This is a genomic window from Mycobacterium sp. E787, assembly GCF_001668725.1.
In the GTDB taxonomy this organism is placed as follows: Bacteria; Actinomycetota; Actinomycetes; order Mycobacteriales; family Mycobacteriaceae; genus Mycobacterium.
In genome coordinates this window covers 1-13,473 of record NZ_LZKL01000007.1, presented here as the reverse complement: position 1 = coordinate 13,473, position 13,473 = coordinate 1, and the positions used below count along the sequence as shown (strand labels likewise).

9 protein-coding genes are annotated in these 13,473 nt (G+C 71.9%); 4 read left to right on the top strand and 5 right to left on the bottom strand.

Features of this window, described 5'->3' with window-relative positions; all coding sequences use genetic code 11:
• Window positions 1-2 precede the first annotated feature (2 nt).
• Both A5705_RS00085 and A5705_RS00080 read left to right on the top strand, forming a co-directional pair.
• Window positions 3-359, top strand: coding sequence for a hypothetical protein (locus A5705_RS00085; RefSeq protein ID WP_068274389.1), 357 nt, complete (start codon window positions 3-5; stop codon window positions 357-359).
• Window positions 356-1,711 (top strand): hypothetical protein, encoded by a 1,356-nt coding sequence (locus tag A5705_RS00080; protein WP_068274387.1) that lies wholly within the window; start codon window positions 356-358, stop codon window positions 1,709-1,711. The genes A5705_RS00085 and A5705_RS00080 overlap by 4 nt, the downstream gene beginning before the upstream one ends.
• Here A5705_RS00080 and A5705_RS00075 read toward each other — a convergent pair.
• The 4 genes from A5705_RS00075 to A5705_RS00060 form a co-directional block, all read right to left on the bottom strand.
• Entirely contained in the window at window positions 1,708-2,217 is a 510-nt protein-coding gene (locus A5705_RS00075) for a 2'-5' RNA ligase family protein (RefSeq protein ID WP_068274385.1), read from the bottom strand. The two genes, A5705_RS00080 and A5705_RS00075, sit on opposite strands and share 4 nt — an antisense overlap.
• Complete coding sequence (gene bioD / locus A5705_RS00070) at window positions 2,217-2,897, bottom strand: dethiobiotin synthase (RefSeq protein ID WP_068274383.1); 681 nt, start codon at window positions 2,895-2,897, stop codon at window positions 2,217-2,219. The genes A5705_RS00075 and bioD overlap by 1 nt, the downstream gene beginning before the upstream one ends.
• 9 nt (window positions 2,898-2,906) lie before the next feature.
• Window positions 2,907-4,052, bottom strand: coding sequence for an 8-amino-7-oxononanoate synthase (locus A5705_RS00065; RefSeq protein WP_068274379.1), 1,146 nt, complete (start codon window positions 4,050-4,052; stop codon window positions 2,907-2,909).
• Between the two features lie 100 nt (window positions 4,053-4,152).
• Entirely contained in the window at window positions 4,153-8,568 is a 4,416-nt protein-coding gene (locus A5705_RS00060; protein WP_068274377.1) for a PE family protein, read from the bottom strand.
• A 1,021-nt stretch (window positions 8,569-9,589) separates the two neighbouring features.
• Between A5705_RS00060 and A5705_RS00055 the strand changes: the two genes are divergently transcribed.
• Both A5705_RS00055 and A5705_RS00050 read left to right on the top strand, forming a co-directional pair.
• Window positions 9,590-9,868: a hypothetical protein gene (locus A5705_RS00055; protein WP_156762974.1), complete on the top strand. Its 279-nt coding sequence runs from the start codon at window positions 9,590-9,592 to the stop codon at window positions 9,866-9,868.
• Window positions 9,869-10,135: 267 nt separating this feature from the next.
• A complete protein-coding gene (locus tag A5705_RS00050; RefSeq protein WP_156738371.1) occupies window positions 10,136-10,792 on the top strand; it encodes an isoprenylcysteine carboxylmethyltransferase family protein in 657 nt (218 codons plus the stop codon).
• Window positions 10,793-10,837: 45 nt separating this feature from the next.
• Here the strand turns inward: A5705_RS00050 and A5705_RS00045 are convergent.
• Window positions 10,838-13,473 (bottom strand): condensation domain-containing protein (locus A5705_RS00045; protein WP_068274374.1); only part of this gene is annotated, 2,636 nt, incomplete at its 5' end.

Below are 13,473 nucleotides of genomic sequence, written 5' to 3'. Positions count from 1 at the left end.
CGATGACGGTTCGGAGCGCCCTCGTCTGGGTGGCGGCGCTGACGTGGGCGCTGGTCGCCTGCGGCGGCTCGCAAAACCAGCCCGCCGGCGCCGGCCCGGTCGTCGACATCACCATCGCCAAGGGGCAGGTCACCCCGACCAACGCCACCCTGCTGGCCAAGGTGCACCAGCAGATCACCCTGCGGGTCAGCAGCGACGCGACCGACGAGCTGCACGTGCACTCGACGCCCGACCACAAGTTCGCGGTCGCGGCCGCGCCCAACCAAACCTTCCAGTTCAGCGTCGACGTGCCCGGCAACGTCGAGGTGGAGCTGCATCACCTGGACCGCACGATCGCGACCATCCAAGTACAGCCGTGAGCGACCGCGGCGCGGCGGTGGTGCTCGCGCACGGTCTGGGCGGGTCGGGCGACCTTCCGGTGCCGTACCTGTACGCGATGGTCGGCGCGGCGTGGGCGTTGACGTTCACCTTCGCGCTGGTCGCGTTCGCCTGGCGGCGCCCGCGGTTCGACCCCGGCAAGCCCGGCCGTCCGCTGCCGGAAGCGCTGACCGCGGTTGTCGATGCGCCGGCGACCCGGTGGACGGCCGCCCTCCTGGCGCTGGCGTTCACGGTGTGGGCCGTGGCGGCCGGGGTGTGGGGGCCGCAATCGGAGTCCAACGGGCTGCTCGGGGCGTTCTACGTGCTGCTGTGGGTCGGGTTGGTGGCGCTGTCGCTGGCATTCGGGCCGGTCTGGCGGGTGATCTCGCCGATGCGCACGGTGTATCGGCTGCTGCACCGTGTCCTGCCGGGAGGCGGACGGCGGCCGTGCCCCGAGGGCTGGGGATACCGGCCCGCCGCGGCGGGGCTGTTCGCGTTCGTGTGGGCGGAGCTGGCCAGCCCGAATTCGGCGTCACTGCCGATGGTCAAGGCGTGGCTGCTGGTTTACGCAGTGCTCATGCTGGGCGGCGCGTGGCTGTGCGGGCAGCGCTGGCTGGCGCGGGCCGACCCGTTCGGCGTGTACAGCATGGCGGTGTCGCGGCTGTGCCCGTTTCGCCGCAACCCGGACACCGGGCGGATCGTCGTGGGCAACCCGCTCGACCACCTGCCGTCGCTGCCGGTGCGCCCGGGTGTGGTCGTGCTGCTGGCGGTGCTGCTCGGGTCGACGGCCTTCGACAGCTTCTCGTCGTCGGCGACGTGGCGCGGGTTCGCCGACGGGATTTCGCGCGGCTTCGGCATGCCGCCGACGCTATCCTCGTCGGTGTTGCGAACGGTTGGCCTGGTCGTGTTCATTTCCGTTGTGGCGCTGACGTTTTCGCTGGCCGCCCGCGCCACCGGCGGCGTCGACCGCGAGCGGCGCCGCGCCCTGCCCGGCGAGATGGCGCACTCGCTGATCCCGATCGTGTTGGGCTACATCTTCGCCCACTATTTGAGCTACCTCGTCGAGCGTGGACAACGGGCGGTGGCCGCCCTGGCCGACCCGTTCGGCCGCGGCTGGAACCCGTTGGGGCTGGCGCACTTTCACGTCGCCTACGTGCTGTCCAGCCATCCCCCGGTGCTCGCCGGCATCAAGGTGGCGTGCGTGGTCACCGGGCACATCCTGGCGGTGATCGCGGCCCACGACAGGGCGCTGCGGCTGCTACCGGCGGGGCATCAGCTCACCGGGCAGCTCACCATGATGCTGGTGATGGTGGGCTACACCTTCACCGGCCTGTATCTGTTGTTCGGTGGCTAACGGATCGCGTGTTCGGCCTTCTTGTTGCCGTCCCAGCGCCGCAGGCCGGCGAAGCGGCCGTCGACCTGCGTCGGGCGCCCCGCGATGCGCAGCGCCCGCCCGAGTTGGGCGCCGCCGACGCGGCGGGCCAGCGTGACGTGGGCGGTCCACTGGCCGGGCAGGCTGTTGGACATCGGCTTGGGCGACAGATGCGCACCGCACAACCGGTGCACCTCGGCGTGCAGCGCCAACAGCTCGGTCGTCGGCACCACGAGCCGCGCGAACACGACGGTTGCCCGCCCGAAGAGCACCGGGGCCCCGATCGTGGCCGTCAGCGGCAGGCGCCCGCTGACCGGGCCCAGTAGCGCATCCACGTCGGGGTCGATGCGTTCGGCGACGGCAAGCGTCACGTGCGGCCGGCTGGCGGGCGCCTGGCTGGGGATGCCGGCGCCGGCGAGGCCGGCCCAGATGCGGCGGATCGCCGCCTCGGTGTCGGGGTCGAAGACCAGCTCGATCGAATGGACCATCAGCGCACCAGCGCGCTCACCCAGCCGCGCTCGAACGCTGCGACGCTCATCGCGGCGAAGTCGGTGGCGCCCAGCGCTCCGGCACCGGCCGGCAGCACCGCCCGGACGGGCGCCAGCTCGGCCAGCGCGGCGCGGTTCGATTCCTCCACCAGCCCGGGCCGGGGCGGCCAGCTGCCAATCACCAACCCTGCGCATGAAACTCGTTGCGCGGCAAGCGCTTCCAGTGTCAGCGCGGTATGGTTGAGAGTGCCCAGTTCCGCGGTGACGGCGACCAGCGCGTCCGCGCCCAGCGCGGCGGCGAGGTCGCGCAGCGTGACGCCCCCGTCGGCGAGCTCGACCAGCAACCCGCCGGCGCCCTCCACCAACGTCAGCCGCCCCGGCCGGTCGAGTTCACGGATGAGGCGCTCCAGATCCTCGCGCGTGGGCAGCGCCATGCCCGCCTGCCCGGCCGCGGCCGCCGGCGCCAGCGGTTGCGGGTAGCGGGCGAGCCCGGCGAGCTCGGTGACCCCGGACAGCCGGGCCACCTCGGCCAGGTCGTCGTCGCCGCAGTCGGTGCCGGTCTGGACGGGTTTGCAGACCGCGACGTCGATGCCGGCCTGGCGGGCGTGGCACGCCAGCGCCGCGGTGACGACCGTCTTGCCGACCCCCGTGCCGGTACCGGTGACGACCAGGACGGTCAACGGCGCGCCCTAAACAAGTCCCGTGAGCACGTCCGTCAGCACGCGGCGCGCCAGCTCGAGGTCGGTGTCGTCCAGCGACGCGCGCGCCGACAGGCGCAGCCGCGACGTTCCGGCGGGCACGGTCGGCGGCCGGAAGCAGCCGACCCGCACCCCGGCGTCCAGGCACGCGGTCGCCGCGGCCAGCGCCACCTCCGGATCGCCGAGGATCACCGACACCACCGCCGACCGCGGCTCGTCGGGCACGTCGCACGTCTTGGCCAGGAGGCGCGCATGCTGCAGGACCGCCCCCGGGCGCCACGGCTCGGCCTGCAAAACGCGCAGGGCGGCCCGCGCGGCGCCCACCGCCGCCGGGGCGAGGCCGGTGTCGAAGATGAACGGCCGGGCCGCGTCGATCAGGTGTGCGCGCACCTGCGCCGGCCCGAGCACCACCCCGCCCTGGCTGCCGAGCGCCTTGGACAGCGTCGTGGTCATCACGATGTCGGGCGCGCCCGCCAGGCCGAGCTCGTGCAGCAGCCCGCGGCCGTCGCCGCGCACGCCGAGGCCGTGCGCCTCGTCGACGATGAGCAGCGCGCGGTGGCGGCGGCACACCGCGTGCAGTTCGCGGACCGGGGCCAGGGAGCCGTCGGCGCTGAAGACGGAGTCGGTGACGACCACGGCGCGCTCCTCGCCGCGGGAACCCAGCGCCGCGTCCACGGCGTCGACGTCGCGGTGCGGCGCCACGACCACGCGGGCGCGCGACAGCCGGCAGGCGTCCACCAGCGACGCGTGCGAAAGGGCGTCGGACACCAGCAGCGAACCGGGGCCCGAGAGGCCGACGACGGCGCCCAGGTTCGCGGTATAGCCCGACGAGAACAGCAGGCCGGAGGCCGCGCCGACGAACTCGGCGAGCTCGGCCTCGAATTGTTGATGCAGTTCGGTGTCGCCCGTGACCAGGCGCGAACCGGTGGCCCCCGCGCCCCAGATGCGGAGCGCCGCGACCCCGCCCTCGATCACGTCGGGGTGCTGGGACAGCCCGAGGTAGTCGTTGGACGCCAGGTCGAGCTCGGTGGCGACGGCCGGGCGCGGCCGCAGCGAGCGGCGCAGCCCGGCCTCGCGGCGCTGCTTCTCCACCTCGTCCAGCCAGGCCAGCGGTGACGTCTCGATCGGTGCCCTCATCGGAGCTCAGCCTACGAGTCGCGCGGCCTCTGCCGTCGCGGAGGTGATCCGCCGGGTGCTGAGCGGAGGGACCGCTGTTGTCCAGCCGCGTGGGAAGCCGTCAGCCGCCGGCGCCCCCGGCGCCCGCGGTGCCGCCGCTGCCGCCGGTCCCGCCGGTGGCACCGGTGGGGGCGCTGCCGGCATTGCCGCCGCCGCCGTTGGTGCCAGGGAGGCCGGGAAGCACACCGAGGTCGCCGCCCGTGCCACCGTTGCCGCCGAAACCACCGGTGCCGCCCGTGCCGCCGGTGCCGGTGCCGTTGGCGTTGCCACCGCTGCCGCCCGTGCCGCCGATCGCACCCGACCCGCCTTTGCCGCCCGACCCGAGGAGGCCACCGCTGCCGCCGGTGCCGCCGTTGCCGCCGACGCCACCACCGCCACCGGTACCGCCGTTGCCGTTGCCGCTGCCGCCGGCGCCGCCGACGCCCGCGATACCGGCCGTGCCGCCGGTACCGCCTTGGCCGCCGCTGCCGGTGCCGATGCCGCCACCGCCGGTCCCGCCCGTTCCGCCCGTGCCGGCAACGCCGCCGGTGCCGCCGGTACCGCCGCCGGTGCCCCCGACGCCACCGGTCCCCGCGGTGCCGCCGGTGCCTCCTTGGCCCCCGATGGCGCCATTGCCGGTGCCGGTGTTGGCGCCGCCGGTACCACCGGACCCGCCGGTGCCGCCGCCACCGCCGGTTCCGCCCTGGCCCCCGCCGACCCCGCCGATACCGGCACCACCGGTACCACCGGTACCGCCGGCACCGCCCTGACCGCCCTGGCTGCCGCCGGTGGGACTGGCGCTTGACGTGCCGTTGGCACCCGTGCCCCCGTTTCCGCCGGTGCCGCCGGCGCCGCCCTGACCGCCGGTGCCGATGCCGCCGTTCGCGCCGCCGTCGGTTCCGACGCCGGCGGCACCCGCGGCGCCCCCGGCCCCGCCGTTCCCGCCGGTCGCCCCATTGCCGCTGCCGGTGTTGCTGCCGCCGTTGCCGCCGGCACCACCGGCTCCGCCGATGCCGCCGGTTCCGCCCTGGCCCCCGCCGACCCCGCCGATGCCCGCACCGCCGCGGCCGCCGGCACCGCCGCCACCGCCCTGACCGCCCTGGGTGCCCGCGGTGGGACTGGCGCCCGACGTGCCCGCAGCACCGGGACCGCCGACGCCGCCGGTGCCGCCCGTGCCACCCGTGCCGCCGGTACCGATGCCGGCCCCACCGGAAGCCCCGGCCGCGCCACCTTGACCACCCTGGCCGCCGGTACCGCCGTTGCCCACGGTGCCGATGCCGGCCCCCGCCGAGCCACCGGTGCCGCCGTTACCGCCGGTACCTCCGGCACCACCGGCCAGGGTTGCCGTGCCGGTGCTGCCGGTTCCCCCGGCCCCACCCTGCCCGCCGGTTCCACCGACGCCGTTCACCGCGGTGGCATTGTTGGCTGCCCCGCCCTGGCCACCGGCGCCCCCGTTACCGCCACTGCCCGCATGACCGGGAGCGCCGACACCGCCGCCCGCGTTGCCGCCGACGCCGCCGGCGCCGCCGTTCCCGCCGATGCCCGCGGTGCTCCCGGCGTTGCTCACCGCCGCACCGGCACCGCCCTGACCCCCCGTTCCGCCGGAACCACCCGAGCCGTCATTTCCCCCGGCTATACCGGCGCCGCCGCCGCCACCGGCGCCGCCGGTCCCGCCGGTGCCGGCGGTGCCGGCCGCGCTGATGATCGAGCCGCTGCCCGCGGCTCCGCCGAGGCCGCCGTTCCCGCCGTTGCCGCCGTCGGCCCCCGTCAGACCGGTGCCCCCGGCACCACCGACACCGCCGGTGCCGCCGTTGCCGCCCGTGCCGCCCGCGCCGCCCGTGCCGACCGCCCCGCCGGCGCCTCCGACACCGCCGGCGCCGCCGTTACCGGCGACGGCCCCGGCCAGCGCGTGCGGGTCGGTCGACGGGTCATACCCGGCACCCCCGGCACCGCCCTGACCACCCTGACCACCCGAGCCGTTGATGGCCGTGGCGCCGGTGGCATTACCGCCGTTGCCGCCCGCACCGCCGCTACCGCCGGCCGTGCCGTCCGGGCTGAGGGCCGTGCCGGCCGTCCCGGCAAGACCGGTACCGCCGTTTCCGCCCTGTCCCCCGACGGCCGAACCGGTTCCGTAGTTGTACGCGGCACCGCCGGTGCCCCCGTTTCCGCCGAGGCCGAGCAACCCTGAGGCACCGCCGGCTCCGCCGTTCCCGCCGGTGGCTGTTCCCCCGGCGTAGTCGAAGGCAGCGCCGCCGTTGCCGCCGTGGCCGGCAACCAAAGCACCGGTACCACCGACTCCCCCGTTACCGCCGGTGGCGTTCAGGCTCGCGGGCGCGTTGAGGAACCAGGTGCGGTCGCCTGCCGTGGTGAAGGGGTAGTTACCCATGACGGCGTCGCCACCGTTGCCGCCCGCACCGCCGGTGGACGCGGGGCCCGTGCCGTTACCGCCGTCACCGCCGTTCCCGCCGACGATGGAAGTCCCGAATCCGTCGGCCAGTACGCCCCCGCCGTTCCCGCCGGCCCCGCCGCCCAGGAACCCGTCTCCACCGTGCCCGCCGGTACCGCCAACCGCGACGCCATTCCCGCCGTTGCCGCCGCCCCCGCCGGTGAAGGTCGCGCTGGTGCCACCCGCACCCCCGTTGCCCGGGGTCCCGAAAAAGCCGACGCTGCCGCCATTCCCGCCGGCCCCGCCGTCGCCCAGGAGACCGGTCGCGTTGCCGCCGATGCCGCCGGGGCCGCCGTTGCCGGCGAAGAACCCGCCGTTACCGCCGTTCCCGCCGGCCCCGCCGGCAAGAAGCCCACTGGACCCCCCGGCACCGCCGGCCCCGCCGTTACCGAGCAGCAGCGCGCTTCCACCGTTGCCGCCGGCCTGGCCGGCCGCACCGGCGCTGCCGTTGCCCCCGTTACCGATCAGACCGGCGTTGCCGCCGCGGCCGCCGTCAACCCCGTTTCCACCGTTGCCGAGCAGCCATCCGCCGTTATAACCGTCGGGGTGCGACGGCGTCCCGTTGGCGCCGTTGCCGATCAAGCCGCCCGTCAGTTGGATGAAGGGCTGGCCAAGTGCCGCTTTGACGTCGTTGATGACGATTCCCACGTCCGTCAGGTTGTTCCCGACGAGCGGGTCGACGCCGCTGGGGCCCATGGAGCCGAGGTTCAGGCCGATATTCGAGGGGGCGCCGGTGCCGGTCATCATGTTGACGGCGAGGCCCGTCGTGCCCGGGGCGCCGACGCCGCCCAACCCGACCCCGGGGAGTCCGGGGGCCCCGCCGGTGACCGTGCCGCCGTTCAGGTAGTTCGTGAGAACGGACGCCAGGATGTTGTTGAGGGCGTTATTGCTCTGCGCGGCTTCGACATAGAAGGGCCGGAGGAAGTTGTAGCCACCCAAAAACGCGTTCCCGCCGTTGCCCGCGTTCCCGCCGACGCCGGTGGTGCCGGCTCCTCCGTTACCGCCGGTACCGCCGGTGATGGCGGCGAAACCTCCCAAGTCGTTGTTGAACACCGAGCCGCCGTTACCGCCGTTACCGCCGATGACGCCGTCGCCGCCGTTGCCGCCGGTGCCGCCGAGATAGATTCCGGAACCGCCCACGCCGCCGTTGCCGCCGGTGCCGGCGGTGCTGCTACCGCCGTTACCGCCGATCCCGGGGTGTGCCTTGAAATCGGTTGGGCCGCCGAGGTTGAACCAGCCCGCGCCGCCGCCGTTACCACCGTTACCGCCGTTGCCGGCGGAACTCGACGCCGCCCCGCCAGCCCCACCGGCCGCGCCCATACCCTCGAGGAAACCGCCGGCCCCGCCGTTTCCACCGTTCCCGCCGTTGCCGCCGAAGAGCCCGGCCAGGCCGGCGCCACCGATCCCGCCTAGACCACCGTTACCGAGGAGGGTCGCGTTCCCGCCATTCCCTCCACTCGCGCCGGCCCCACCGCTCCCGCCATTTCCACCGTTGCCCACCAATCCGGCATTACCACCGCTGCCACCGGCTTGCCCGGGGACATTGGAGTTCCAGCCGTTGCCGCCGTTGCCGAACAAGATGCCGCCGGGCTTGCCATTGGGGCTGGCGGCTGTCCCGTTGGCGCCGTTGCCGACCAGGGGGGTGCTCAGGAAGGTGGTGCCGACCAAATTGATGTTGTCGAGGATCGTCTGCAATGAGAACTGGTAGGGGAATATGGCCGCGGGCGTTTCCGCCGCGACCAAGCCTTGCGCCGCCTGCAACGGCGCGACATTGACCGCCTCCGCACCCGCGTACGCGCCCCCCGACCCGGTCAGGGCCTGCACGAACTGGGCATGAAAGGACGCCGCCCGAGTGGTCAGGGCATGGAACTGCTGCGCGTAGTTGGAAAACAGCGCCGAGATCGCTGCCGACACCTCGTCCTGAGCGGCGGCCACGATCTGGGTGGTCCGGGCTGCCGCCACCGAATTAGCCGCGCTGATCGACGAGCCGATCCCTGCCGCCTCTGCCGCCGCGGCGACCAACACTTCCGGCGCCGCGATCACATACGACATTGGTGTCCTCCGAAGGCTATCTCGGCGTCGTGCCCTCCCACACCGCGGTCACGATCCACCAGCCAAAGTGAAAACGTATCGTGTTCGACACGTGCCCTACAACGTTTCGCGGAATTTCGTAGACGCCCTCGATTGGGCACTGCCGCAGCGCTGCTGCCACGTCCGTCGCATTCGGGATACATAACGTCATTCCTCTGAGTACAAGGCAATCCATCCTAAATCACGATTGCGTTCGATATTCCCAACTTTGGGTATATTTGCCCGACCTGCGTATACGACCTTGACGCATCGCGGCTCAGGATCGCGCCTCGCCGCTTGCGACCATTCGACGATCGGGCGATTTTGCTGTCGCCGAGCTGCGCCCGGGTGATCGCGACGCGGACCGTGCCGGGCTGGCTCGCTCAAACTAAGCCGGCTCCATCGGTACCGCAGTCGGGTACCGGGGCGCGCCCCCGAGCGTTGCTGGTCGCCTCGCGCGGCTCGCGGCGAGCGGGCCGTCCTCTCGCGGCCGACCGCCTCAGGCGGACGTCGCGCCGCAATCGCGTCGGCGTCGCCGGCGTCGAGAAAATCGGCCGGCGGGCAATTTCACGAGCTGCTTTGTGGCCTACTACCGTCATCTGCCGCTCGGAGTTGTGAGGCTGAATCGCCTTCGTCGGCCGGCCCGCGGGCCGGCGACAAACTGAAAACCATAATTTGCATTTACGAGTCGGTTGGATAGCTGCCAATCGTATTTGCCAACCTCTGGCGGCGGCGTGGGCACCTCGACCCGTCGATCGCGGGCTTGGGACCAAATGCTTTGTTGTGCAGCGGTCTAATTTGCCGCCTCGGCACGGCGACTCGTTGGCCGGGATGCCTGATGGCCTGCCTGAAGTTTGCTTGCCATGCAGCGCGGATATTCTGCTCGGCGGACGCTTAATGAGTAAAATAGGAACCACAACAATTGCTCAAACTCGGCTTGCGGGAAAATTGCGGGCGGTGACTTGTCTTACGCGTGAGCGGGCGAAGGGCACTCAATCTGTCATTGAGACTTGATCGGGGGGACATGCAGGAGGACGACTTTCTGATAGCCGTGGGCGAGGCGGCACAGGATGCGGTTTGGAAAACGCAGCATCCGCTCACCCACCACTTGGCGGAGGACGACCCGCGCCGGGAGCAGTACCTGCGCGAGTACCAAATGTCGGTCGGTCGCCAGGTGCTGGCGGCCATCGAGGGCCTGCTGCGGGGCAGTTCATGTCACGGGAGGCCGCAGGGATGCCCGCCCGCGGTACCGCCGTTGGCCGTTTTCGCTCCCTTTCTGTAGAGCCGCCTACCCGCCGGATGTCGCCGGTGCCGGGCGACGAAATCCGGCCGCTGATCGCCGACGCGCAACGTCCTTCGTCGACGCACCAACGGCGCACATCACGCTCGCTGAGCGCAGCACAAGCTCGCCGTCGGATTCGTACACATCCTTCGGAATGGGGCGGTAGTTTCAGTCCGGCGCATCTGTCGTCGCTGCCCGCAGCGATGCCGCGCCGACAGCCTGCGGTACGGGACGGACTTAGGAGGATCGGTGAAAACCGTTCCCAAGATGGTGGTCTTCGGTCTGGTCGAGTTTGTCGTGTTCGGCTCGATGTTGTTTCTTCCGGCAGGCACGTTCGATTACTGGCAGGCGTGGGTCTTTCTGGTGGTGGTCGGCCTTTCGGCGTGGATCCCCGTCGTCTACCTGGCACGAACGAATCCTGTTGCGCTGCAGGCGCGAATGCGCGGGGGGCCGGCGGCCGAGACTCGGATGGCGCAGAAGGTCGTCATCGCCGGCCTGTACCTGTCGTTGGCGGCGATGGTGGTGTTCAGCGTCCTCGACCACCGCTACGGCTGGTCGCCGGTGCCCGCGGCAGCCTGCCTGGTCGGTGACGTGCTGGTCGCCATCGGGCTGGGCGTGGTGGGGGCAGTCGTCATTCAGAACAGCTATGCCGCCGCAACCGTCCGGGTGCAGGCGGGGCAAAACGTCGTCTCCACCGGACTGTACGGGCTCGTGCGCCATCCCATGTACACCGGCAACTTAATCATGATGCTCGGCATCCCCCTGGCGCTCGGCTCGTACTGGGGACTGGTCTTCGTCGTGCCCGGGCTGATCGTGCTCGCCTCGCGCATCCACGACGAGGAGGAGCTGCTCCGGAAGGAGCTGGACGGATACCGCGAGTACACGCAGAAGGTGCGCTATCGCCTGATGCCTGGTATTTGGTAGCCGCCCCGGCACCTCCACTTCGGAGTTGCGGCAGCCCGGGTCTTCCTAAGACTCGCCGGCCGGACTCACGAGGGGCACTTCCGCTTCCGAGCAGGCCTGTCCACCCAGCCACTGGCTCAAGCGACTGACGGAGGGCGCCTCGAAGAGGGCGGCCACCGCGAGGTTGGTGCCCAGGGCTGTGTTGATCCCGACAATGGCCCGCATGGCGGCCAGCGAGTCCCCGCCGAGGTCGAAAAACGACTCGTCGACTCCGACGCGCTCCACACCGAGGACCCGCGTGTAGACGCCGGTGACGATCTGTTCGACCGGGCTGGCGGCGGCATGGTGATCGCCGCCGTTGGGATGGGGTGGGGTTGCCGACACCGTTGTCGGTGCGGGCTTGGGCGGCGGCATCTGGTCGCTCGGCCCGCCCAGGCCGGCGTGCTTGCCCGTTTGGTGACCATCGGGAGACGACAACGGTCGCGTCGGATCGGTGGTCATCGCCACCAGCGCCTGGGTGAACCGCTCGATCAGCGCCTCGACGTCGGCCGGGTCGAACACATCCGCCCGGAATTGGAGGTGGAATTCCAATTCGCGGCCCGGGACGGCCTGGATCGCGAGCGGGTAGTGGTAGTAGTCGCGGTTGGTGAGCTCGGTGACACTCAACCCGTCGGCGCCCGACAACGCCGCAGCGTCGGTTGGGTAGTTCTCATACACGAAAACGGTGTCGAAGAGTCGTCCATGGCCGGCGACGCGGTGGATCTCGCTGAGCGCCAGGTGCTGGTGATCGAGCGTCCGGTTGTGGGCGCTTTGCAGCTGATCGAGCAGGTCGGTGGCAGTGGTGGGCGCGGTGATGCGGGCGCGCACCGGCACCGTGTTGATGAACAGGCCGACCATCGAGTCGGCGCCGGGCACCTCGGCCGGCCGGCCCGACACCACGGTGCCGAAGGCGACTTCGCGCTGGCCGGTCAGCCAGGTCAGCAGCTGGGCCCAGGCGGCCTGCAGGACGGTGCTGACGGTGGTGTGCCGCGAGCGCGCGAGCTCGCCGATGGCCCGCGTGGTCTGTTCGGGTACGCGGAACGAGGCGACGCCTCGCCGCCCGAGCCCGAACCAATCCGGTGGGCCGACCAACGTGGGCGTGTCGAAACCGTCCAGCACCTCGCGCCAGGCCGCGCGGGCGGCATCGAGGTCGCGGTCGGCCAGCCAGGTCACGAACCGGCGGTAAGAGCCCGCCGCGGGCAGTCGCTGCCCGTAATAGCTGGCAAACAGTTCACCCAGCAGGATCGACAACGACCACCCGTCGAGCACGATGTGGTGGTTCGTCAGCACGAACCGGTGCTGATCCTCTCCGGTGCGGATCAGGGCGACCCGCAGGGCCGGATGGTCGGCCAGGTCGTAAACGGCGGCGCGTTCGGCGGCGCACACCTGCTGGATCCGCTCGTCGAGGTCCGGGCCGGCGCCGGTGAGGTCGACATACCGCCAGGGCACCACCGGATCGGCCGGGATGATCTGCACCGGCTGGTCGAAGCGTGCGCTGAACCTGGCCGCCAGGTTGGGATGGCGGGTCACCACGGTGTGTACCGCCTCGCGCAGGCGATCCTGATCGAGCCGGCCGCTCAACGTGACGTCGAGCTGCACCGCGTAGACATCGTCGCCGCCGCGGGCGGTGCTGGCATGGAACAACAGGCCCTGCTGCAAGGGGGTCAACGGCAGGACGTCGGCGATGGGGTACCGCCGCTGCAGCTCGTCGATCTCCGGCTGGCTCAGGCGAGCGGGCAGGAGGTCCGACGGTGTCAGCCCGCCCCCGCCGCCGCGCACATGCGCGCAGATGCCGGCCAGCGCGTCAAACCACAATCGGCTCAGCCGGGAGACCTGCGCGTGATCCAGGACCGATGGCGCCCACGTCCACCCAGCCCGTAGGCGCGGGCCTGCGCTGGTGTCCAGGGTGCCCGCGTTGAGCTCGACGGTGTGCATCAACGGCATCGGGATCGCCGCGGCGACACCGGTCACCGACCAGCCGTCCTGGCGGATCTCCCAGATATCACCGGACACCTCGGCCGCTCCGGCGCCCAGCCGTCCCAGATAGTTGAACCCGATCGCCGGGTCAGAGCCGTCCAGGTCGGCCTCGCCGTTCAGGTAGCGCAGCACGCCGTAGGTCAGGCCATCCGGCAGCGCGCGCAGCTGTTCTTTGGCGTCCTTGATCACGGCGCCGAGGTCCACGTCGCCGGCCACCACCTGCGCCCAGGACAACCCGCCGACTTTCAAGGCCACCGGGTACTTGGTGGTGAACCAGCCCACGGTGCGCGACAGGTCGACATGCTCCCCCGACGCGGCCAGCTCCTCCTGGCGTCCGTGACCCTCCGCGTCGATGACGATCGGCGCGCCGCCGGTCCCCAGAAACTCCGTGCAGGCCAAGGCGAACGCGATCAGCAGAATGTCGTTCACGCCGGCATGGAAGGCCGCGGGCACCTCGCCGAGCAGCATCCGGGTGGTCTCGGCGTCCAGCTCGACCGACAAGTTCCCGGCGCTGGCATAGGTGTCCGCGTCGGGGCGCACCGCCGGCAGCGCGGTGGGCAGCGCGGCGATCTGCCGCCAGGCCTGCGCCAGTTGCACCACCTCGGGGCGGTGCGCGTACTCACCCAGCAGCGACGCCCACCGGGCGAACGACGTCCCCGGCGCCGGCAACACCACCTGCTGCCCAC